This is a genomic window from Terrimonas ginsenosidimutans (genome assembly GCF_022012415.1).
In the GTDB taxonomy this organism is placed as follows: domain Bacteria; phylum Bacteroidota; class Bacteroidia; order Chitinophagales; family Chitinophagaceae; genus Terrimonas_A; species Terrimonas_A ginsenosidimutans.
In genome coordinates, this window is the sequence record NZ_JAKLTR010000022.1 from 42,794 (window position 1) to 66,299 (window position 23,506).

Here is a 23,506-nt window from a genome sequence, read left to right on the forward strand (position 1 = left end):
TAACTTATTTAGGAACGCTATCGCCAGTTGGTGCTGCAGGGAAAGTAGTGGTGCTGCTGGATGGTGCCTGAGAACCAGCAGGAGCCGGAGCGCCTGTTGCTTTATCGATGCTGTTTGGCAGGCCATCGCCACCGTCACCATTGCGGATGAAGAGGGCAGAGACGAGGCAAAGAACGCCGATGATGCCAGCGAAGATCCAGGTTCCTTTTTCCAATACGTCCGTGGTTTGTTTTACACCCATGAACTGGTTGCTGAAACCAGCGATATTTCCCGCCAGACCACCACCTTTCGGGTTCTGGATCAAAACGAAAAGCGCCAGTACAACTGAAGCCAGAATAACCAGGATCACAAATAAGATAGACATGTCACAATTGCTTTAAATGTTCGATTTTGGCTGCAAAATAAGCGTTTTTGTCTGGATCAAGCAAACTTAATTTTTTGTATAACTCTATCGCTTTTACTGTATTGCCTTGTTTTTCCCATACTTCCGCCATTGCCTCGGTCACAACGGCCGGATCTGCAATGGAAACCTGGGCCATTTGTTCCACTTTTTTCTCTTCCTGGCGGGTTGCTCCCACAGACATTTCTGCGTCTGGTACTTTTTTGAGCGTTTTCAGCCATTCCGTAAAGCTTCTGAGCTGCAGGCTCAGGCGATCTTTCGGTTTGTCATCATCTTTGAACCGGATCCCCTGGGACGCAAAGTAATCCACCGTGTGATAGGGCTCAAAGCTCAGTTCCATTTTGCCTGCCGGAAGCGCTTCGATCTTGAAGGATGGGATGGGAGGCAGGCCTTCCAGTTCGGGCATCTTCTCCTTTACAATGTCTTCGACAGTTGTTGAAACACCTGCATCTTCTATATTCTCTTCCTCTTCCAGGTCTGCTTCATCCTGCAGAGTAGGCAGTTGAAATTTATGTTCAACAACCTGTTTTTCGGGAACCACCTCGTGCGGAACGATCTCTTCAGCTATATCTGTTTCTCCGGGCTCTTCGGCCGACGGCATTTCAAACCTTTGCTCGATCACTTCCTCTTCTGTAGCCGGTTCTTCCATCACTGTTTCTTCAGGGAGCACAGTGTCTATTGTCTCTTCCTGATATTCTTCCACCGAAACCTGTTCAATTACTTCTTCTGCTGTTGCCGGCGTTTCCAACACAGTATCCTGCGGGATCACTGTTGCATCATCCGCAAGAGGCTGTTCTACCTGTCCGCTCATCAATCGGTCAAACCACAGTGAGTTCGGTACAAACAAAGACGCACTTGCGGCGATCTCCTTTGCTTCTTCCTGTTGTTCATCTTTTGTCTTTCTTGCAAGCAACACCTGTGCAGGGCCAAAAAAAGGATAGAGGCGCACCATCTTCCGCAATTCAGATTCGCTGCAATCCGCCAGCTTCTCTTTTCCGGTTAGTGCATATGTCAGTTGAGTGATAGCCTCCATCTGATAAAATTTTAAAAATGCAAATATACACGAATACGCGAAAACGCGAATGAATCGCTAATGGCCGCGGATGTTCGCGAATGCACCCAAATTGCATGGTATATTTCAAATAAGAAAAGAGAGCTATGATGCATAACTCTCTTTTCGTTTCTATAATTTATGTTCACATTTCAGGCTCTATTCGCGAACATTCGCGGCCATTCGCGGCTATTCGGGAAACATTCGCGTTTACCAGTCGGAGAAAAGCCTGTTAAAAATATCATCCGTCACCCCCCTGATCATCTCATCACGAAGCTGGGATTCCGCCTGCTGGATAGAGAGTGATGCGTTGAATTCAAAGTTCCGGGATACATCGTATTCTTTAGAGTCGCCGCTTTTGGTGGCAACGCGCACGATGTGTACCCCGACGGTGAGACGGTTGGTGGCTTCGCGGCCCTGGGAGATACCTGATGTGCTGAATGAATAGTTGGTGACCGTTGCTGAGATCTCCCAGTCAGCATTTGTGTTGTTTGTCTGGCGAAGACGTGTCTGGCCCACGATCTTCTGACGAAGCCGATCGGCCAGCGATTGTGCCAGTTGGGGGTTTACATAGGAAGCCCTGTTCTCGAATGGTGCGATCCTGATGGTTTTGACCGAATCAGGAACGTTGATGTCGTTGAACTTGTAAACGCCGCAACCTGTAAGCTGAATGCTGCTGAATGCAAGAGCCAGCAGCGCCAGCAGGCTCGCGGAAAGAAAGATTTTTGTTGATCGTTTTGTGAGCATAAAAGAAAATGCGTTATTCCGGTTTATTCGTCGATGTCGTATTCTTTGAGTTTTCTGTAGAGCGTTCTTTCGCTGATGCCAAGATCGAGGGCGGCATCTTTCCGTTTGCTCTTATGCTTTTTCAGCGCTTTAATGATCAGTTCTTTTTCCTTATCCATGATGTTCAGGCTTTCTTCTACTTCTTCATGCTCGTGAATTTCGTCATGTACTGCGTTACCGGCATTGTTATGAACGAGCATCGGTTGCGCTGTTGCATTACTTTGCATGGAAGGCTGCATAAAGAATGGCTGAACGTTTTCATTGGTCTTCAGCTCTTTTAATTCGTTCAGGAAGGAAGGGTCTTTCGGAACCATGGAAGGGTTCTGCAATACTTCCAGGAACAGACGTTTTAGTTCTGTGACGTCCTTCTTCATATCAAAAAAGAGCTTGTACAGGATCTCCCTTTCATTCGCAAAATCCTGTCCGTTGCCAATGCTTCCGGTGTTGCCTGCAGTTACCGCAGGCAGACGATTGTTGGAATATGGTTGTAAGAAACGGCTAAGTTCTTTTGCGGTAATATTTTTATCAATAGAAAGAACAGAGATCTGCTCTGCAATATTCTTCAATTCGCGCACATTACCGGGCCAGGGATAATTAATTAACAGCGTTTTCGCTTCCTCATCCAGCTGAACAGATGCTGTTTTATATTTATCGGCAAAGTCGGCAGCGAACTTACGGAACAGCAGGTGAATATCTTCTTTCCGGTCGTGCAATGCCGGCACGCGGATCGGCACGGTGCTTAAACGATAATAGAGGTCTTCGCGGAACTTACCCTGCTGCACAAGTTGCATCAGGTCTTTATTCGTTGCGGCGATCACGCGGACATCGGTCTTCTGTACTTTGGACGAACCCACGCGGATGTATTCACCGGCTTCGAGTACACGGAGAAGACGGGCTTGTGTTCCCAGCGGCATTTCACCGATCTCATCCAGAAAGATAGTTCCACCGTTTACCGTTTCGAAATAACCTTTACGGCTGTCAACCGCACCGGTGAATGATCCTTTTTCGTGGCCGAACAATTCCGAATCGATCGTGCCTTCGGGTATAGCGCCGCAGTTAACTGCGATAAAGGGATTGTGTTTGCGGTTGGATAAAGTGTGTATGATGATCGAAAATGCCTCTTTACCAACCCCGCTTTCACCATTGATCAACACGGTAAGATCCGTATTTGCTACCTGCGCGGCAACCTGCAATGCATAGTTGAGCGCCGGCGAATTTCCGATAATGCCAAAGCGGTTTTTGATTGATTGAATATCCATTCTTCAGTTTTAAAATTCTTCGTGTTACTTATACTCTTCTGTTTTAACAGACAGGTCTGTTGGTTATATTGTTTCTACGATCTTTCCCAATAATGTAGCTTTTGAGCATTCGGTCACATTCACCATGGCATAGTCGCCGGGCTTGAGATCGTATGCTTCTTTCGGGAAGATGATCACTTTGTTCTGCGAGTTCCGCGCCATCCAGTCAGCGTCGCTTCGTTTGCTGGTTCCCTCGATCAGTACTTTGTAAGTTTTGCCAAGGTCTCTTTGATTGCTCTCCAGCGAAAGTTTGTATTGCATATCTACGATCTCCTGGAGGCGTCTTTTTTTCACGTCTTCCGGGACATCGTCTTTATAACGTCTTTGCGCGAGTGTTCCCGGCCGTTCGCTGTAGAAATACATGTAGCTCAGGTCGTAGCGGCTGTATTCCATAATGTCCAGCGTGTCCTGGTGGTCAGTTTCTTCTTCGGTGCAGAATCCTGCGATCACATCTGAACTTATGCCGCAGTCTGGCATGATCTCCCTGATACGATCCACTTTTGCCATATACCATTCGCGTGTATAGGTCCGGTTCATTAACTGTAACATGCGCGTTGATCCGCTTTGTACAGGAAGATGGACGTACCGGCAAATGTTCTCATACTTCGCCATGGTGTATAACACTTCATCCGTAATATCTTTTGGATGCGAAGTAGAGAAGCGCACACGAAGCAGGGGCGAGATCAGGGCAACCTGTTCAAGCAGTTTACCGAACGTGATCTGTTCACCGGCGCTTTCGTTGTTGTAATAGTAACTGTCTACATTCTGTCCGAGCAGTGTGACTTCGCGATAGCCTTTTTCAAACAGATCGCGGCATTCCGCCACGATGCTGGCTGTATCACGGCTGCGTTCGCGTCCGCGGGTAAAAGGTACTACGCAAAAGGCGCACATGTTATTGCAGCCGCGCATGATGCTGACAAAAGCGGAAACGCCGTTGCTGTCGAGGCGAACGGGAGAAATGTCTGCATAGGTCTCATCCCGGCTTAGCAGAACGTTTATCGCTTTCTGCCCTGTTCCGGCTTCTTCTACAAGTCCGGGAAGGGTCCGGTATGCATCCGGGCCCACCACCATGTCCACGAGTTTCTCTTCTTCCAGGAATTTTGCTTTCAGCCTTTCAGCCATACAGCCCAGCACACCGATCAGCATGCCTCTTTTCTTTTCCTTTAGTTTGCGGAATTCGGTAAGCCGCTTACGGACCGTCTGCTCTGCTTTTTCACGGATGGAACAGGTATTGATGAAAATAAGGTCAGCTTCTTCCAGGTTTCGCGTAGCACCAAAGCCTTCCTGGTTCAGAATCGATGCGACGATCTCACTATCAGCGAAATTCATCTGACAGCCATAGCTTTCGATATAAAACCTTTTCTTATATAAATTCGGGTCACCCGCAAATGGAGCATAAGCTTCACCCTGCCGGGTCTCATCCTGCGTCTTGCTACCTTCAGTCTTTGAAATTGAACCAGTTACCAGATCAAACATTCCGTTTTTTATTTTCTTTGAGTCGTGCTTATTGTTGAAAATCTCCTCTTTCTGATCGATGCCAGCCCTGACCGCGCCATTTTCTTCCAATTCGTGGTCTATCAGCCCGCTTCCTGCGCCGGACCTTTGGCAGTCAGTTGTAACCATCGGACCGATCAGGATCAGTAACATCCATCAATACCGTCGCAAATATAAGAAAAGCCCGGTAATATGACAGGATGTCAGCACTCCTGAAAATTATCTAAAGCACAGGAAATTCAGCCGTAAAACATCTAACATCTCTGGGTTATCTTTAGACCGCAGGAGGGGTTAGGATTCAGATAAGTCCGGGAGAATAAACAGCCGGGAGGCCGCAAAGGTTTTGACCGTCAGGATTTATCCGGTGAAATTTCTGACCGCCTGTTTAACCAAACCGAATATCACCACGTTGAGAATATTTGCGCTTTTACTTGGCCTCCTGGCCAGCACGGCCATGTATGGCCAGGATAACAGGGGTCTGCTCTCCGGCAATGTTATGGACGAGCGGAATAAACCTGTTGATAATGCCTCAGTTGAATTGATCTCTTTGCAGGATAGTATGATCCGTTTCAGTTCGCTTTCTACAGCAGACGGGTCCTTCGGGTTCCGGAATTTCCCCTTCGATGTATACCAGCTTCGCATCAGTTATGTCGGCTTTCAGCCGCTGCTGATCGACAGCATCCATGTCAGGGCGGAAAGGGCTGACTTCAACCTGCCGGATCTCATCCTTCGGGCTAAATCATCTGAGAATTTGCAAATGGTGGTGGTGTATGCGGAAAAACCACTGATCGAATCCAAAGACGGCAACCTGACCTTTAATGCGGCTGAATCGCCCCTAAGCGCGGGTAGCAATGCGAGTGACCTGCTGGCCAGTGTGCCGCTGGTTACGAAGGACGGCGATGGCAAGATCTCTGTACGGGGCAAAGAGCCGATGATCATGATCGATGATAAGCCCGTCCAGCTGAGTATGCAGCAGCTGCAGGACCTATTGGAGTCGATGCCGGGCAGCGCCATCGAAAAGATCGAGGTCATGACGAACCCGCCACCACAGTATGCCAATGAACAGGGAGGTGTGATCAATATCGTTACGAGAAAAGGAAGGGTAGGAAAGAGTGGACGCGTAAGCATATCTGGCGGGTCAAGAGGAGAAGCCAGTATGAACGGCAGTTATAGCTACCGGAAACAGGGGCTTGCCCTGAACATCAATGCCGGCGCCGGGTACAACCGGTTTGTTGGAAGCGGTTATTCCATCCGGAATAATATCTATGCAGATTCTGCGAACTTCTTCAATACGAAAAACAGTAATGCGAACCAGAGTGTCCGTCCGAATTTCAGGGCGAGTATGGACTATGATATCAGCAAGCAGCAATCATTGAATGCAGTGGTTCAATTCAACTCCAGCGATTTTAATAATAACAGTCAGACGGAGTATAAGAATCTGAACCGCTTTGATGAGATCTATCGTTTGAGCGAGCGGAATATCCGCAGCGAAGGGGAGACCTACAATGCCTCTTTCAGTTTGTCCTACCTGATGCGCACTAAGCGCGCAGGCGAACAATTGCGCGTCATCGCAGACGCCAACCGTTCTGTAAACACCAGTAACCGCAATTTTTATCAGCAGTTCTTTAATCCCGATCATACGCCTAACGGCCTTGATTCAACTCAGCAGCAAGTAAATAAAGGTCGTAACACGGGTTACAATATCCGGGTGAACTATGACCGGCCGATCATTGCACAGAAGACGTTCCTGTCGCTCGGGACATTTTATACCAACACGAATAACCTGGTGATCGTTGATGCGAGTTATCTGAAGAAACAGGACGGTACCAGTGCTCCACTTGATGCATTGAGCAATCATTTCAGGTTTCATCAATCCGTAGTGAACTTCAGAGCGGGATTACGTCAGAATCTTGGCCCTCTCTTCAATATTACTGCAGGTGTTTCCGCAGAGCAGACGGCTATTCTATTTCAACTGTATAAAGCTCAGCGTGAGGCGAGGAACAGCTACTGGACCTGGCTGCCTTTTGCCAATATCAGCAAACGTTGGGATAATCAGCTCAGCCTTACAGGATCCTGGAGAAGAAGCATCCGCCGTCCGGGTATCAATGAGCTGAACCCGACGATCGATTTCTCGGATCCGTACAATATCCGTTTCGGAAATGAAAAGCTGCGTGCTTCCACAGCAGATAATTTTGATATCGTATTCGGCAAGTCATCCCGGGCTTACTTTTTTAATTTAGGCCTCGGCTATAACATCGTGCAGGATATTTACAGTCGCGTGCGCACCTTGTTGCCCGATGGAAAAACGCAGATCTCCTGGGAAAATATCAATGGCAGAAAAGAGTATGAGTTAAGCACCTGGGGTGGTGTGACGGTCGCAAGAAAATGGCGGACCAACTTAAGTGCAAGCTACACGTTCAATGAATACAGTTTATTTGACCGCACGGTAAACCGTTATCGCAATGGCGGTTCGTTTACTTCCAATATCAGTTCCACCTTTACGCCGAGAGATATCCTGAATTTCACTACAGGTTTTACAGTGAACAGGTTTGCCAATCCACAGGGGTTTGCAAGATGGAACTGGAGCATGAATACAGGTGTACAGAAGAAATTTTTTGAAAAGAGGCTGACGGTAACATTGAATATGATCGACCCTTTTACGCAGCAGCGGAGCAGAACGTTCACCTATGGCCCTAACTTCAATCTTGAAAGCTATAATACAACCACGACAAGAAATTTCAGGTTAAGCCTTGGATATAATCTGAATAAGCCTCAGAAAAATCCATTGATGGATGTTAAGAGAAAATAGACAGTTACGGTTTAACTCTGCGCTACTTGTACGCCGGTCTGTTCTTCGCAGGCTGCCTGGTGTAATCGCGACCCCGTAAGATTAACTCACTACCGGAATTCTTTTCGCCAGCCAGCTATCTTTTACCGGAATGATCCATTTTTCTTCCAGTTCTCGTTTGGTTTGAACAGTATTATTGAAGTAAAGGCTATCTGCATCGAGGAAGCCATTCTGAAATGCATATCCAAGTTGGGCCAGCGGCAGGTGCTGGATCTTATCTTTTATGACAAATGTCAGCATGGTCCGGTCAAACAGGTTGACTTTAAATTCCTGTTCGATCTCCTTTATGAAACGAACGGAGCCGTCAGTGCTGCATCCGCTTACGCCATGGGCGGTCTCATCCGCCATAAGAATGATAAATTGTCCGAAGAACAGATAGCCCGCGCCTTTCACAGGTGTGCCATGGCTTTTCCAGTCAGCAGCGAATGAATTCAGTCTCTCTTCGATCTCCAATGCTTCACTTATCGTAAAAATACGGCTGGATTGATAGATCCATATGCGGGAATCCGGGTCAAAACTACCGTCAAGAAGGTATTTGTATTCAAGGTTCATCCCGCTAATTTACGTCAGAATTTGATTAATGGATATTAACACACAACAGAAGGTCTTTCTCGTTCACTGGACATACTCTGCTGAAGAGTGGAAAAAGTTCAGGAGATGGGGCTATTTCCGTCGCGGAATATGGAAGCATTTTGCATGGAGATTATTGCGTCTCAAAATGAAACATATACCGGAAATTTCAATTACGACCTATAAGGTCTGGATCGGCGACCGTGTACGTCCTTTTCGCGATGACCAGCGAAGACTGCGCCGGGTGAATATCCGTGACACGGGCAGGTTCAATATCATGGAGATCACTTACGAACGGGCTAACTCTGCTTCGAGGCGGTTGCCGGTGATCTATGTGCCTATTCCAAAGGGAAAATTACGCGAAGCCATAGAAGTGCATGAGGCGCTTTCGTCGTATGCGTGGTGAGAAAGGCAGGGTCATCTTTAAAATGACCAGCCTGGTGCGGGAGGAGCTCCTTTCCAGAACGACCGTCCGCTGTCTGACGTCCTTGTAAATGCCCTTCTCTCAGCTCATCGATTCTGCCACCAGCTCCGCAATATCCAACACTTTTACTGCGTCTTCTTTTTCTGCCAGTTTTACGCCATCTGTCATCATCGTATTGCAGAATGGGCAAGCTGCGGCAATAACTGATGCACCGGTTGAAATTGCTTCGTTTCCTCTTTCAATATTAATGCGGACCGAACCGTCCTCTTCTTCCTTGAACATTTGCGCACCGCCTGCTCCACAGCACAATCCTTTGCTGCGGCATCGCTTCATTTCCACCAGTTCTGCATCCAGGGCTTCAAGCACTTTCCGCGGAGCTTCGTAAATATTGTTGGCGCGGCCGAGATAACAGCTATCGTGATAGGTGATCTTTTTTCCTTTGAACAAACCACCTTCTTTCATCTTGATCTTTCCTTCGTCGATCAGTTGCTGTAAAAAGGTGCTGTGATGGATCACGTCATAGGTACCGCCCAGTTCAGGGTATTCGTTTTTGAGGACGTTAAAGCAGTGGGGGCATGCAGTAACAATTTTCTTAATGCCATAATTGTTCAGCACCTGGATGTTCTGGTAAGCCATCATCTGGAACATGAACTCGTTCCCGGCGCGGCGTACAGGATCGCCTGTGCACATTTCTTCTTTTCCAAGGATCGCGTAACGGATCTCCAGTTTCTCCAGTATGGTGACAAATGCTTTGGTGATCTTTTGGGCGCGCTGGTCAATACTTCCGGCACAACCTACCCAGAACAGGATCTCCGGACTTTCTCCGTTGGCGAATAATTCTGCAACCGTGGGAACGCTCATAGGTCAAATTTGTTCAAATCTAAAGACAAATCATAAGAAATTGAAGCTGTTTGTTTTATTTTTGCAACCCTGCATGCGAATAAAGAAATTTTTTGAGAAACTGTTTAACTGGGAGCTGTGGCCGTTCTACGCACTTTATGCACCTATCGGTCCTGTGTGGTTGTGGTACTGCCTTCGCAGCCGCTCCATGTGGTTCTTCAGTTCTTCTAATCCAACCATCACATTTGGCGGATTTGAAGGAGAAGGCAAAAAAGAGATGTATGACCAGTTGCCGCCGCACCTTGTACCCCGTACCATCTATATTCTTCATGATCTTCCTTTTACTGAAGTAAAAAAGAAGATCGCTGATGCCGGTTTTACGTTCCCCTTTATCGTAAAACCAGATGTAGGGATGAAAGGAATTCTCTTCCGGAAGATCGAGAATGAAGAGCAGCTGATCAAGTACCACGACAGGATCCCTGTTGAATATATTGTTCAGGATATGATCACTTATCCTGTTGAAGTCAGTGTATTCTATTTTCGTTATCCTGACCAGGAGAAAGGGGTTGTGAGTGGATTTATTGAGAAGGAATTATTGCAGGTTCATGGTGATGGCGAATCATCCCTGAGGACGCTGATCGAAAACCATCCGCGTGCCCGTTTCAGGATGGAAGAGATGGAGCACCGCCATGGTCACCGGTTTCAGCGGATCATTCCCAGGGGTGAGACCTTTTATCTTTCTTATGCAGGTAATCATAACCGCGGTGCACATTTTATTAACCTGAAGAATGAGATCAATGAGAGCCTGCGGAATGTATTTGATGAACTCAGTCACTACAACGGTAAATTCTATTATGGCCGTTACGATATAAAAACGGCTTCTATTGAGGACCTGAAAGCTGGTAAAAATTTTCAGATCATCGAGTTCAATGGTTGTGGTGCAGAGCCCAATCATATCTATGACTGCGGCATGAATGTGTGGCAGGCATATGCAGAAATACTCCGCCACTGGAAAGCGCTATATCGGATCAGTAGATATAATCACCGGAACGGCACGCCATACTGGTCTTTCAAACGTGGATCCGCTTTTCTCAAGCAGGCAAGAAAGCATTTCAAAATGCTGGAGAAATATGATTGATACCGCTCGGAAACAGATAAATCTTAACTTTATCCGGTATATACTGATACACCCAAAAATCAACGTCCATTCTAAAATCTGAGCAGCATGCATCCCTTAGTCCGCATTTTCTTTACAGGCATGCTGGTGAGTTTTCTTGGTTCATTGCCGCTCGGCACGTTGAACATTGCCGCGATGCAGATCGCGATCACTGATGGAATTACTTCGGCGCTTATGTTTTCCTGCGGTTCATTACTGGTTGAAGTGGTCTATGTCCGGTTATCCCTGGTTGCAATGGATTGGGTTCGCAAACAGGAAAAGATCTTCCGGATCCTTGAATGGGTAACCCTGGTGATCGTACTCGCATTGGCTATTTCCAGCTTCTATGCTGCTGCCCATCCTAAAGTGGAGAAGAATATTATATTAAGCAGCACGTTGCCAAGATTTGTATTGGGACTGGTGATGAGTGCGGTCAATCCTGTACAGATCCCGTTCTGGTTTGGATGGAGCACTGTTCTTTTTACAAAGAAGGTCTTATTGCCACGCCAGGATCATTACAATACCTATATCGCTGGAATTGGTCTGGGAACATTGGCAGGCAACGCCATCTTTATCTTCGGTGGGTTATTAATTGCAAGCAAGATCAATAACAATCAACATGTGCTGAACTGGATAATCGGAGGGATCTTTGCTATTACCGCGCTGATCCAGATCTGGAAGATGTGGAAGAAGAAAGATGCGGCGCATCAACTCGATAAAAATCCGCAGGAACTGACGGACAAGAAATAGTATCGCAGAGGACACAAAGAAACCGCAGAGGGCGCGAAGAGATCTTTTCATCGCGCCCTCTGCGGTTTCTTTGCATCCTCTGCGATACTCCTCACGCCAGGTTATTTTAAGAAAACTTCACAGAAGTCATATTAAGCGAACCCGCGACCAGCTTATCATTAAACAATGAAACTTCATCTTTCTTGTCCTGCAACCCGAGCACATACATCAGCGGATAGTAATGATCCGGTGTAGGGATAGCCAGTTTTGCAGCGGCGCCTAACTTCTCATAGTTGATCAGCGCCTGATGATCTCCGTTAAGTAATTTCTGATTGAATAGCTCGTGCAGTTCAATCGCCCAGTCGTAACCATAGTTTGGAACATCCATCTTATCCCATGCCACCATTCTTAAGTTATGGATAATATTTCCGCTGCCAATGATCAGCACGCCTTTATTCCGCAATGCGGCTAATTGTTTTGCCAGTTCATAATGATAGGAAGCTGGTTGTGCATAGTCGATACTGAATTGTATCACCGGGATCTTCGCTTCGGGATACATGCGTTTTACAACAGACCAGGCTCCGTGATCAAGTCCCCAGTCATGGTTCAATCCCACATTCGTTGTCTGGATGAGCGCCTTTGTTTCTGCAGCAAGTGCCGGATCACCGGGAGCGGGATACTGTACATCGAACAGTTCCTGCGGAAAGCCTCCAAAGTCATGAATGGTAGAAGGATGATCCATTGCTGTGACATGCGTTCCTTTTGTAAGCCAGTGAGCGGATATGACGAGTATTGCCCGGGGTACAGGCAATTCCTTTCCCATTGTCTCCCATGTCCGGCTGAATTCATTATTCTCTATGCCGTTCATCGGAGAGCCGTGCCCCATAAAAAGCACAGGCATCCGCTGGTCCTGCCGGTCGAGTTCATCTGTAAATTTTTTCAATCCTGCTAATGTGCTCATAGCTGCTACTCCTGTTATAAAGTGACGCCTGTTCATAAGATCGGTTAGATGAGGAAAAGGTGAGGAAATGGTTACCAGGCGACAGTAAACCTTTCTTTTTTGTGTGCCCCTTTCTCTGCTTCGTCCACAATGGCGATCGAGAGATCTTCCACTGAAATTACGCTTCTTCCGTTTTCGTCAAATACCGGATTATCTTTCCCTGTTCGGTAAACGCCCTTACGTGTGCCTGCCGTGCCCTGGTGCATTTCGATGGCAGGGCTCAGGAATGTCCAGTCAAGTTCCTGTTCTTTCTGAATGATATTATAGTAGTCACGGGCAGCCAGGGCTCCGGGTTTCCATTCAGCAGGAAACTGTGGGGTGTCAACCAGCTGAATACCTGGTGCAACGAACAAGCTTCCAGCGCCACCGATCACGATCAAACGCTTTACACCGGATGTCTTAACAGCCTGTTGAATCGCCTGTGCACCACCCAGGAAATCCTCGTATATATTAGGATTTGCCCAGCCCGGATTATAGGAGCTGATGACCACATCATGTCCTTTTAATACACCAGCCAGCTCTTCCACATTGCTAACATCTCCTTTTACATTCTTCACCAATGTGTTCTGCACTTTGATCTTTTCGGGGTGACGCGTGATAGTCGTCACCTGATGACCACGGGAAATCAACTCTTCCAGAATATGTGATCCTACAAAGCCTGAGGCTCCGATCAATGCTATTTTCATGTTTGTTTGTTTAATGCTGATTTAGAAATTTTTTTATTGACGATAAAATGGAGTCCGGGACGGCATTACCAATTGAAGAATAGGGAAGAAGCGTTTGAAGTTCGCTCAATTCCGTCCCATCCTTACGAATGTCAACGACAGGCTTCCCTATTGCCACGTCGCGGATGGCTGCTGCAACTTCTGCAACTTCATTACCAGGGACGGATAAGAGTATAAGATCTGCTTCCCAGCTTGCTTCGATCGGGCAACTCATCCATTCAAGATCGATTCCCTCAAATTGTTTGCCCGATGCAAAAGAGGAGAGCGTTGACAGCTGCTCTTCTTTACAAAAAAGAAGCAGCCTGTATCCGCTTCCTGTAAGAGAAGCAATGGCTGTTTTCGCCTCTTCTTCCAATGCCCCAATGATTGCTATTGTTTGTTGTGTTGCCATAGTATCCTGACAATGGACCGCTTCCCCCGGCCCGGGTTAAGGCGAACCGAGCAGACCGCTACCATTCGCTTATTTAACAAAGCTACACTGACAGCGGGCATGCTCCAATGATGTATGATAACTAATCAGCGTGATAAATGTCACTTTTGTCAGGAACCACTGTCTTTAACCATGGTTTTTGACTATTTCCATCCGGTAAAAACAATAAAATGCTGATAGACTGTATCATGCCGTCGGCAAGGGTGTTTCAGCCGTGTTTGCTTTAAGCGGATAATTCTGCCTTGCTTATAAAGGACGATTGTTTGGTCCGTATCGAAACAAGTACTGTATCCCGGTGAAAGATCAAACAGATGTCTCGTGAACATCTCGTGAACATCTCGTAAAACCTCAGGCAAAGGTGGCAGCGCATCAGACAACTTTTCGGCAAAAGGAGGTAGGGTTTATAACGATATTCCGATATCGTGAAGAGCATGTATGCCTCTTGCAATTTACAAAAAAGGGTGATGGTAAGTGGAACGCCGCACAGTGGCGCAGATGATTTTCATCCAATTTTACACCACAGTGTACCGGATAGCAATAGTCCGTAACCGGATATCACTTCTTGTGAGAGGATGAAAGCTGTTTCCGGATGCGGCTAAGTGTTTCCCTGGTGATGCCCAGGAATGAAGCGATCATGTGTTGCGGAACGCGTTGGGGAATGCTGTCGCAGGTGTCGATCAGCTTCAGGTAAAGTTCTTCCGCAGGCAGGCTAAGCTTATCGTTCAACCGCCGTTGTGTTGCAATGAGGTTGTTCTGCAAAAGCAACCGGAAGTACCGTTCCATTGACGGGATAGCTTGCAGAAGGTCTTCATACCTGTCTTTTTTTATCAGCAGTAATTCAGCATCTTCCATCGCTTCGATCATATACACGGAAGGTTCCCCGCTATAAAAGCTGAAGAGATCAGAGATCCACCAGCCTTCCATTGCGAATTGCAGGATATGTTCGTTTCCTTTTTTATCTACGGTATAAGAGCGAAGTAATCCTTTTTCAACGAAGGCGGCATACTGGCAAACTTCTCCTTCCTGCAGAAGGAACTGCTTCTTGCGAAGCTTCTTTGGAATAAAGAATGTTTTCAGTAATTCTTCTTCCTGCGTAGAAAGACTGATCTTTTGTCTGACGTTAAGTGAAAGAAGTTCGTGCATAAAGATTGATCAGCGATAACAAAGTTTGAAAGGTTGATAGTTTAAGGTTTAGTAGTTTAATAGTTGTTATGTGAGCGCTGAAAATGGTGATCAACTTTAAACGTTTAAACTGTCAAACTTCAAATACAGTGAGGTTTATCCGGATATTTCCGTTGTCCACTTATCTCTGTCATCCGGGGAGACTTTCCATGGCGCAAAGTTATTTTCAACATTGCCGAACATAGACGTCCATTCCTGGGGGGAATTGCTTTCTTCCATGACGAGATAGCGGCGAAGCTGCAGGATGATATCAAGCGGGTTAATGCTTACCGGGCATTCCTGTACACAGGCATTGCAGGTAGTGCAGGCCCTGAGTTCTTCAACAGTGATATAATCATGCAGCAGGCTTTTCCCATCATCTTTGAACTCACCCTTATTGTCGTTCATGATCTTGCCGATGTCGTCGGCCCTGTCACGCGTATCCATCATGATCTTCCTTGGCGAGAGTGCTTTGCCGGTCAGATTGGCCGGACAGGCAGCGGAACAGCGGCCGCATTCCGTGCAGCTATATGCATCAAGCAGGTTCTTCCAGCTCAGATCTGATACATCCTTCGCACCGAATTTCTTTGGTGGTTCTGTCTCTCCGCCGGTTGGTGCGAGTTCGGGTTGCATTGCATACAATACTTCGTTTTGTATCGAAGGCATATTCTCCATTTTGCCCATCGGCTGCAGTTTGGCAAAGTAGGCATTGGGAAATGCGAGAATAATATGAAGATGTTTTGAATAAGGCAGATAGTTCAGGAACCCGAAGATACCAATGATATGCAACCACCAGCAGATCCTTTCGATCGTTTCGAGCCCACCATTGCCCACACCGTCAAGCAAAGGGTGAAGCATCTGGGAAAACAGGAAATTGCCGGTCGGATGATCTGCGTAATGACCAACACCACGGTTTTGCAGGAGCGTATCGCTTGCATTCATCGTGAGAAATAAGGTCATGAGGATGATCTCTGTCGCAAGAATATAATTTGCATCGCTTCTTGGCCATCCATCCAGGTCTTTGCTGATAAAACGGCGGAGTTTGATAATGTTCCTGCGGATGAGGAATATTGCGCAGGCTATGATCACAAGCACTGCCAGCAATTCAAACGAATTGATCAGGAACGTATACAATCCGCCTAAAGGTGCAGCGAAAAGACGATGCGTGCCAAAGATGCCATCCAGTACGATCTCCAGCACTTCGAGGTTGATGATCACAAACCCGGCATATACGAAAAAATGCAGCACGGCCACGGTGGGGTTTCGGAACATTTTCTTCTGACCGAAGGCTAGCAGCAAGACATTCCTCCAGCGACGACCCGGCTGGTCATTGATGATCTCATCTCTGCCCAAACGGATATTACGGAAGATCTGCTTCGCATTCTTACTGAAAAATAAGACCGCGGCACCGCTGATAAGGATAAATAAAATTTGTTGTGCAATTTGCATAGCAATCAATTACAAGTGCTAATTTACGGCTTGTAATACAGTTTTAATCGTCTTTGCCACAGATTGTTATCCTCATGGCAATTTTACGTGGCTTAAAACAAGAAAATACGTGGCTGCAAAGAATTATATACTCGATCAATCAGTTGCCGAAAAGAAGCTTCGCCGTATGGCCCTCGAGATACTGGAGAATAATGCGGAAGAAAAAGAACTGATCATCGTGGGGATCGAAGAGAGCGGGAGTGTGATTGCCCGGAATATCCGGGACCTGATCGGAGAGTTTGCGACGCAGATAAAAACTGAGTTGTTCAGTATTAAACTGGACAAACGTGCGCCCAAAGAGGTTGAGCTTGACCGCCAGGCGGATTTCAACGGAAAAGTGATCATTATTGTTGATGATGTGGCGAATAGCGGGAAAACGCTGCTGTACGCATTAAAGCCATTCCTGGATCATCATCCCAGAAAGATACAGACCCTGGTACTGGTGGAAAGAAGCCACAATTCATTCCCCGTACGGCCGGATTATGTGGGTGTAAGCCTGTCGACGACACTGCAGGAGCATATCTTTGTTGAAGTGAATGAGAAGCGGGTTTTAGGAGCTTATCTTACCTGATCTGTCAATGCGGTCTTCAGCGTTTTGCACCGGTCAATGGTTTCAACCTTACCGTTAGGACACATATCTTTTAACTGAACGGCGAAGGTTCCCGCAGATTTCGCGGATTTTAGCTCGCGATAGTTTGAATAGCTGTTCGATCTGAATTTCTATTGCTTTGTTAGTGCAGATGCCGCAGATCAGTCGCTGTTACGAGGAAATCATCTGCGGGATCAGCTTAATCAATAATATTGACTGGTTCATTGCAAAAGGTAGATCCGTAAAAAGGAGTGATGGATCCGCGTAATCTTCGGGGACCTTCGCCGCTCAGTTAAAAAGATGAGCCCGGTATCAATTCCCTTTTAAAAATACAACGCATACGCCTTCAGTTTCCCCTTACTATCGAGCATTAATGCCGGTGCAGGACATTTGAAGGCATTCAGCAGTGAAAACGTTGTCCGGAGGAATTTGCTCCGTGTTTTTATCTTTGTGAAATCAATATCCGGAGCGATATAGAACTGGCGTTTTCGCGGAATATCATATCTGGAAACGATGTTTCCGTTGTTATCTGTCCAGCTATTTTCAAATCCTCCAAACATTCCATCGCCGCCGTAGCCGGCTGCCACATTTAGCCATTCAGGAAGATTGCTTTGCTTGAAGAATGATCTGAGGTTTGCACTCAGCCAGTATGTCTGGGCATTGTAATCCTTCAGCATTCTTTCATACCAGGGTTTGCCGAAAAGATTATCAGCTCGTGAATCAAGCATAGGGTCTTTATAGCTGGAAGGGTGGAAGGAAAACTTCAGCTGGATCCTTTGTTCGTTCCAAAGCAGCTCCTGGCCAACAAAAAGACCAGAACCAAACATATTGGCACCGATATCACTCCAGCTCCATCCCCATTCAGCAGAGTAGGCGTCAAGAAATTCGATCACGGTGAGATAAGTGGCGCCGCTTAATCCGCCTACCCACACAGCTTTTTTGTGCGGGAGCCCTGCCCATTCCCACATACTGGTCAGATACTTTCCGGTTGTGTAGGCCGTCCAGGCATGACCGGCCTTGTCAAGCTGCAACCACTCGCGGCTATCATCGAATGTATGAAATCCGCTTCTGGGATATCCCTGGTACCAGGCTGCATTGAGTGCAGCCAGCGAGCCTGCGTAAAAGCCGGCATTGGCCGCAGCTACCCAGGTGATTCGTTTCTTCCGGTTAAACGATACTGAAGAATCAGACACAGTTCCTGTATCCGTATCCTGGGCAAAAAGGACAAAAGAGGACAAGACCAGAACAAGGCCGATCATCAGCTTTGCCAGATATTTATAGCTTCTGCGGGCTTCTGTCGCCCGGGAAAGGGGAGAAGACAATATCACGAGCGGTCCGGATCGAATGGTAGCCATTTCCATTCATCAAAAATACGGGTACAAAAAAAACATATCCTCTTTTTTCTCTTTTTAACTCTTAGCTAAAAATCAATAACTTCAGGCCCCAAATCAATCACATTAAACTTACACTATGGACACTGCCATTCAGCAGAAAGTAGACACATGGTTGCAGGGAAATTTTGACGCAGCCACGAAAGATGAGATCAGGAAATTACAGGCATCCAATTCAGGAGATCTGGCAGACTCGTTTTACCGCAACCTGGAGTTTGGTACAGGTGGTTTGCGGGGCATCATGGGCGTCGGTACCAACCGTATGAACAAATATACCGTTGGTATGGCCACACAGGGATATGCCAACTATCTGAAAGAATCGTTTCCGGGTGAAGAAGTGCGCGTGGCGATCGCGCATGACAGCCGTAACAATAGCCGCTTTTTTGCTGAAACTGTTGCTAATGTTTTTGCGGCAAACGGATTAAAGGTGTTCCTGTTTGAAAGCCTTCGCCCAACACCAGAACTGTCTTTTGCCATCCGCCATCTGAAATGTAAAGGCGGTGTGGTTTGTACGGCGTCGCATAACCCGAAAGAATACAATGGATATAAAGCTTATTGGGTTGATGGTGGTCAGCTTGTTCCGCCACACGACAAGAATGTGATCAAAGAAGTAGAAAAGATCGCTTCTGTTGATGATGTAAAATGGAGCGGCGGTGAAAACAATATCACCCTGATCGGAAAAGAGCTCGATGAAGCGTATACTGAAATGGTTAAAGGGCTGAGCGTATATCCTGAAGTGATCGCGAAGCAACACGACCTTAAGATCGTGTACACTCCGATCCACGGCACAGGCATCAAGCTTGTTCCTGCTGTACTTAAAGCATTCGGGTTCACCAATGTGAACATTGTAGACGAACAGGCCGAACCGGATGGAAATTTTCCTACCGTTGTTTATCCAAACCCGGAAGAGAAGGAAACCATGAGCATTGGTCTGCAAAAAGCAAAAGAACTGGATGCAGATATCCTTTTGGGAACCGATCCTGATGCAGACAGGGTAGGGATCGGCGTGAAAGATAATAATGGCAACTGGGTGCTGATGAACGGGAACCAGACTGCTGTGCTGGCATTCAACTATGTACTGGAAGCGCGCAAAACAAAAGGCATTGCGCAGCCGAATGATATGATCATCACGACCATTGTTACAACAGGCATGGCGGATGGTTTGGCAAAAGGGAATAATGTCGCTTGTTATCGGGTATTGACCGGTTTTAAATGGATCGCTGAAATGATCCGTTTGAAAGAAGGAAAAGAAAACTACGTGATCGGTGGAGAAGAAAGTTTTGGCCTGATGATCGGTGATAAGATCCGCGATAAAGATGCGGTGAGTGCAGTGGCATTGCTTTGCGAAATGGCGGCATACGAAAAAGAAAAAGGAAGAACATTATTCCAGAAACTGGTTGATCTGTATGTTCAATATGGTTTTTATAAAGAGGACCTGATCTCTATCACTAAAAAAGGAATGGATGGCCAGCAACAAATTGCTGCGATGATGGAAAGCTATCGGGCCAATCCTCCGAAAGTGATCAACGGATCTGATGTTGTTGAATTGCTGGATTATGAATTGCAGAAAGGCACCAATCTGCAAACCGGTAAGGAGTGGAAGATCGATCTGCCAAAATCAAACGTACTGCAGTTTATTACTGCGGATGGCAGTATTATTTCTGCCAGACCCAGCGGTACAGAGCCAAAGATCAAATTCTACTTCAGTGTGAAAGAAGAGCTGGCGAATGCGGCGGATTTTGATAAGGTGAACAAGCAGTTGGATGATAAGATCAAAGCGATCATAGGGGATATGAAGTTGGCATAAGGTTTTTTTGGAAATACTAAAGGCTGGAGATTTTTGCAAATGCAAAAATCTCCAGCCTTTTTTTGTTGGGGCTCTGTTTACATTTTTTGCCGGGCGGGCAAGGGCGCTTTTTTTCGAGGGGTTGCCTCGAAGACTCCGTTTACTTTTTTTGCCTTGATGCAAAAAAAGTAACAAAAAAAAATCAAGGCTACGCGCAAATAGCCAGCCCCGCACTCGATGCGGGGGCTAAAAATTATGGGCTGCACCTGGCACTAAAATAAACTCGCCGGAAGAATGTTTTGGAATTGAGTGGCGTGCTGGCTCAGACAATATTTTAGCGCCCTCGCCTTCGGCTCGTCGGTTATGCCCATAATTTTTTTAACGCCATTTGCGCTATGCCGCCCCCTCTCAAAGCGGGCAGAAGGCCTTTAGAGGATTGTAACCTTACGGTTCTAATAAGTTTTTCTGTTCTCTTATTATAAAACGTATCAATAGAAGAGTACCCTTTTCAAACTATGATACCGCAACTGATATACAACGAATCTTCCTCGCAACCGACTCCTCCTCTCTCAACGCCCCCGGCCTTGGAAAAAATGGCGTTAAGAAAATGGGAGGCTGGCACCGTCTGAGCCACACCGCAGGTGTGCGAAGGCGCCAAAAAACTGTCTGAGCCGGCACGCCAATCAATTCATCATACTCCTCCGGCGAGTTTTTTTTGGTGCAGGTGACATCCTCCCATTTTTAGCCATTTTTTCCCAGCCTTGATTTTTTTTTGTTACTTTTTTTGCATCAAGGCAAAAAAAGTAAACGGAGTCTTCGAGGCAACCCCTCGAAAAAAAGCGCCTTGCCCGCCCGGCAAAAATGCAAACAGAGTCTTCGCGGCAACCCTCAAAAAAGCGCCCTTGCCCGCCCGGCAAACATTACATAAAAAAACTGCCAAACTTCCGGTGAAGAAACTTGGCAGACTAATATCTTGAAGCTTTTAAAAGCGCTATTGATTTTTTCCCCCCAGCATCGGCACGAAAGAAAAGTTGTCAAATACTTCTTCTTTCAAGGCGCCATTTTCCAGCTTGGTGAGCCGCATCATCCGCTGTACGTCGCCGGCACCAACGGGTATCACCATCATACCGCCAACTTTTAGCTGCTGGATCAGTTTCTCCGGGATCTCCGGCGCTGCGGCTGTAATGATGACACGATCAAACGGGCCATAAGTGGGCAAGCCCTGGTAGCCGTCACCGTAAAAGAATTTAATGGAAGGGTATTTCTTCAGCAATGGGAACTCTTTATTCATATCAAAGAGTTTTTTCTGTCGCTCGATCGTGTATACCTGCACGCCCATTTCCGCAAGCACGACAGCCTGGTATGCGCTACCGGTACCAATTTCCAGTACTTTTTGAAAAGGCTGCAGTTCGAGCAGCTGTGTCTGATAAGCGACGGTGTAAGGCTGTGAAATAGTCTGTCCTTCACCGATGGGGAATGCCTTATCCGCATAGGCCTCTTCTCCAAAGGCGGAATCAAGAAAGAAATGCCGGGGGATCTTTCCGATCACCTGCAATACTTTTTCATTGGTAATTCCTTTCGCTGCAACAATATCAACTAATTTTCTTCTTAATCCCTGGTAACGATATAGATCTTCTGTTGGCCTCATAAAGCTAAGAGTAAAAGGAGGGTAATGAGTAAAAGAGTTCTGGTTTATAAATATTTGATAGATCCTGTTGCTTTTGTAAAGATACAGGAGATGTGCAGTACTAAGAAAGGCTGCGAATATCGCAGCCTTTTCATTCATAAAAAAGATTTTTCTATAACCTCTTTTCTTCCTTCGCCTCTTTCTCTTTTAGTTAGAGGTGGATCGCTTCGCCATACGCAACCTCGATCGCGTCTTTAACGCTTTCGCTGATGGTTGGGTGAGGGTGAATGCTATTGAGTACTTCGTGATGCGTTGTTTCGAGTTTGCGCGCGGTAACAGTTTGTGCAATGATCTCAGTGACGTTGTAACCGATCGCATGTGTCCCTAACCATTCGCCGTATTTAGCGTCGAAGATCACTTTTATAAATCCTTCAGCATGGCCGGCAGCAGATGCCTTACCAGATGCGCTGAGCGGGAATTTGCCAACTTTGATCTCGTAGCCGGCATCCTTCGCCTGCTTTTCTGTATAACCAACAGACGCGATCTCCGGATAGCAATACGTACAACCCGGTACGTTATTGTAATCAAGTGCTTCGGGTTGGTGGTTGTATTTTTTCTCTCCGTGAGCGATCGCTTCTACGCAGATGATACCTTCTTTAGATGCAACGTGTGCCAAAGCCTGGCCAGGTACACAGTCACCGATCGCATATACGCCAGGAACACTGGTCTGGTAATTCTTATCGACAGTGATGCGGCCTTTATCAGTTTTGATACCGAGTTCTTCGAGACCGATGCCTTCAATGTTTGCAACAACGCCTACAGCGCTTAGTACAACATCCGCTTCGACGGTAATTTCACCGTTTGCAGTTTTTACTTTTGCTTTTACGCCGTTACCGGATGTATCAACAGAAGTAACTTCACTGTTGGTGAGGATCTCGATACCTTGTTTTTTGAAATTTTTCTCGAGTTCTTTAGAGATGTCTTCGTCTTCAACAGGCACCACGCGCGGAAGGAATTCAACGATGGTAACTTTTGTACCGATGCTGTTGTAGAAATAACCGAACTCAACACCGATCGCGCCGCTACCGACAACGATCATGCTTTTGGGTTGAGTGGCGAGAGACATACCTTCGCGGTAGCCGATGATCTTCTTGCCATCCTGTTTCAGTGCTGGAAGTTCGCGGCTGCGGCCTCCTGTAGCGATGATGATATATTTTGATTCAACGGTTGTTTTCTTTCCGTCTTTATCTGTCACTTCAATTTTGCCTTTTGCGACGAGTTTACCGAAGCCCATTACCACGTCGATCTTGTTCTTCTTCATCAGGAACTGAACGCCCTTGCTCATCTTGTCTGCCACACCACGGCTGCGTTTGATGATCGCGTCGAATTTTGGTGTTCCTGTAGCTTCGATACCATAAGCTTCCGCATGTTTGATATCGTTAGCAACCTGAGCGCTTTTCAGCAAAGCTTTGGTAGGAATACAACCCCAGTTAAGGCAGATGCCTCCGAGGCTTTCTTTTTCAATGATCGCTACCTTAAATCCTAACTGGGAAGCCCGGATAGCCGCCACGTAACCGCCTGGACCACTACCGAGAACAACTACATCGTATGCCATAATTCTTAATTATTTTTAATGAATGCATTTTCAGCTTTTGGCGTCTGTGCATAAATGATGCGCGAAGTTATTTGAAAACGGGCAATTACGCAAACCAA

The 23,506-nt window shown here is 46.6% G+C and carries 21 protein-coding genes; 6 read left to right on the forward strand and 15 right to left on the reverse strand.

All coding sequences use genetic code 11. The features are described 5' to 3' along the window. Positions 1-4: 4 nt before the first annotated feature. The 5 genes from secG to miaB form a co-directional block, all read right to left on the reverse strand. A complete protein-coding gene (gene secG / locus LZZ85_RS24730) occupies positions 5-364 on the reverse strand; it encodes a preprotein translocase subunit SecG (RefSeq protein ID WP_237876303.1) in 360 nt (119 codons plus the stop codon). Between the two features lies 1 nt (position 365). After that, on the reverse strand, positions 366-1,433 hold the full coding sequence (locus LZZ85_RS24735) for a DUF8458 domain-containing protein (protein WP_237876304.1): 1,068 nt from the start codon (positions 1,431-1,433) through the stop codon (positions 366-368). 228 nt (positions 1,434-1,661) lie between these two features. After that, positions 1,662-2,198, reverse strand: coding sequence for an LPS assembly lipoprotein LptE (lptE, locus tag LZZ85_RS24740; protein WP_237876305.1), 537 nt, complete (start codon positions 2,196-2,198; stop codon positions 1,662-1,664). Between the two features lie 23 nt (positions 2,199-2,221). Continuing rightward, positions 2,222-3,496, reverse strand: coding sequence for a sigma-54 interaction domain-containing protein (locus LZZ85_RS24745; RefSeq protein WP_237876307.1), 1,275 nt, complete (start codon positions 3,494-3,496; stop codon positions 2,222-2,224). 63 nt (positions 3,497-3,559) lie between these two features. Continuing rightward, entirely contained in the window at positions 3,560-5,182 is a 1,623-nt protein-coding gene (gene miaB / locus LZZ85_RS24750; protein ID WP_255724289.1) for a tRNA (N6-isopentenyl adenosine(37)-C2)-methylthiotransferase MiaB, read from the reverse strand. A gap of 256 nt (positions 5,183-5,438) precedes the next feature. Here miaB and LZZ85_RS24755 point away from each other — a divergent pair, with 256 nt between their 5' ends. Beyond that, positions 5,439-7,838 (forward strand): outer membrane beta-barrel protein, encoded by a 2,400-nt coding sequence (locus LZZ85_RS24755; protein ID WP_237876308.1) that lies wholly within the window; start codon positions 5,439-5,441, stop codon positions 7,836-7,838. A gap of 81 nt (positions 7,839-7,919) precedes the next feature. On the opposite strand, the gene LZZ85_RS24760 is transcribed toward LZZ85_RS24755, so the two are convergent. Further along, complete coding sequence (locus LZZ85_RS24760; protein ID WP_237876309.1) at positions 7,920-8,429, reverse strand: hypothetical protein; 510 nt, start codon at positions 8,427-8,429, stop codon at positions 7,920-7,922. Positions 8,430-8,457: 28 nt separating this feature from the next. On the opposite strand from LZZ85_RS24760, the gene LZZ85_RS24765 reads away from it, so the two are divergent. Beyond that, positions 8,458-8,853 carry a hypothetical protein gene (locus LZZ85_RS24765; protein ID WP_237876310.1) on the forward strand — a complete coding sequence of 132 codons (396 nt, stop codon included), beginning with the start codon at positions 8,458-8,460 and terminating at the stop codon, positions 8,851-8,853. Between the two features lie 99 nt (positions 8,854-8,952). Here LZZ85_RS24765 and LZZ85_RS24770 read toward each other — a convergent pair whose 3' ends face one another. Next, a complete protein-coding gene (locus LZZ85_RS24770) occupies positions 8,953-9,732 on the reverse strand; it encodes a (Fe-S)-binding protein (protein WP_237876312.1) in 780 nt (259 codons plus the stop codon). 73 nt (positions 9,733-9,805) lie between these two features. Here LZZ85_RS24770 and LZZ85_RS24775 point away from each other — a divergent pair, with 73 nt between their 5' ends. Together LZZ85_RS24775 and LZZ85_RS24780 are read left to right on the forward strand one after the other, a co-directional pair. After that, positions 9,806-10,849, forward strand: coding sequence for an ATP-grasp domain-containing protein (locus tag LZZ85_RS24775; protein WP_237876313.1), 1,044 nt, complete (start codon positions 9,806-9,808; stop codon positions 10,847-10,849). 87 nt (positions 10,850-10,936) lie between these two features. Continuing rightward, entirely contained in the window at positions 10,937-11,617 is a 681-nt protein-coding gene (locus tag LZZ85_RS24780; protein WP_237876314.1) for a LysE family translocator, read from the forward strand. A gap of 106 nt (positions 11,618-11,723) precedes the next feature. Here LZZ85_RS24780 and ygiD read toward each other — a convergent pair whose 3' ends face one another. The 5 genes from ygiD to LZZ85_RS24805 form a co-directional block, all read right to left on the reverse strand. After that, positions 11,724-12,557, reverse strand: coding sequence for a 4,5-DOPA-extradiol-dioxygenase (gene ygiD, locus LZZ85_RS24785; RefSeq protein ID WP_237876315.1), 834 nt, complete (start codon positions 12,555-12,557; stop codon positions 11,724-11,726). A 71-nt stretch (positions 12,558-12,628) separates the two neighbouring features. Then, positions 12,629-13,282 carry an NAD(P)-dependent oxidoreductase gene (locus tag LZZ85_RS24790; protein WP_237876316.1) on the reverse strand — a complete coding sequence of 218 codons (654 nt, stop codon included), beginning with the start codon at positions 13,280-13,282 and terminating at the stop codon, positions 12,629-12,631. Positions 13,283-13,292: 10 nt separating this feature from the next. Then, positions 13,293-13,712: a hypothetical protein gene (locus LZZ85_RS24795; RefSeq protein ID WP_237876317.1), complete on the reverse strand. Its 420-nt coding sequence runs from the start codon at positions 13,710-13,712 to the stop codon at positions 13,293-13,295. A gap of 594 nt (positions 13,713-14,306) precedes the next feature. After that, positions 14,307-14,894 carry a Crp/Fnr family transcriptional regulator gene (locus LZZ85_RS24800; RefSeq protein ID WP_237876319.1) on the reverse strand — a complete coding sequence of 196 codons (588 nt, stop codon included), beginning with the start codon at positions 14,892-14,894 and terminating at the stop codon, positions 14,307-14,309. A 135-nt stretch (positions 14,895-15,029) separates the two neighbouring features. After that, on the reverse strand, positions 15,030-16,361 hold the full coding sequence (locus tag LZZ85_RS24805; RefSeq protein WP_237876320.1) for a 4Fe-4S dicluster domain-containing protein: 1,332 nt from the start codon (positions 16,359-16,361) through the stop codon (positions 15,030-15,032). A gap of 109 nt (positions 16,362-16,470) precedes the next feature. Between LZZ85_RS24805 and LZZ85_RS24810 the strand changes: the two genes are divergently transcribed. Further along, positions 16,471-16,971 (forward strand): phosphoribosyltransferase family protein, encoded by a 501-nt coding sequence (locus LZZ85_RS24810; protein WP_237876321.1) that lies wholly within the window; start codon positions 16,471-16,473, stop codon positions 16,969-16,971. 341 nt (positions 16,972-17,312) lie between these two features. Here LZZ85_RS24810 and LZZ85_RS24815 read toward each other — a convergent pair whose 3' ends face one another. Further along, entirely contained in the window at positions 17,313-18,344 is a 1,032-nt protein-coding gene (locus tag LZZ85_RS24815) for a DUF2279 domain-containing protein (RefSeq protein WP_237876322.1), read from the reverse strand. A 115-nt stretch (positions 18,345-18,459) separates the two neighbouring features. On the opposite strand from LZZ85_RS24815, the gene LZZ85_RS24820 reads away from it, so the two are divergent. Further along, positions 18,460-20,187 carry a phospho-sugar mutase gene (locus tag LZZ85_RS24820; protein WP_237876324.1) on the forward strand — a complete coding sequence of 576 codons (1,728 nt, stop codon included), beginning with the start codon at positions 18,460-18,462 and terminating at the stop codon, positions 20,185-20,187. A 970-nt stretch (positions 20,188-21,157) separates the two neighbouring features. Here LZZ85_RS24820 and LZZ85_RS24825 read toward each other — a convergent pair. Continuing rightward, complete coding sequence (locus LZZ85_RS24825) at positions 21,158-21,952, reverse strand: protein-L-isoaspartate(D-aspartate) O-methyltransferase (RefSeq protein WP_237876325.1); 795 nt, start codon at positions 21,950-21,952, stop codon at positions 21,158-21,160. A gap of 52 nt (positions 21,953-22,004) precedes the next feature. Further along, the gene (gene lpdA / locus LZZ85_RS24830; RefSeq protein ID WP_237876326.1) at positions 22,005-23,408 is read right to left on the reverse strand and encodes a dihydrolipoyl dehydrogenase; all 1,404 of its coding nucleotides are present in this window, start codon (positions 23,406-23,408) and stop codon (positions 22,005-22,007) included. Between the last annotated feature and the right edge of the window lie 98 nt (positions 23,409-23,506).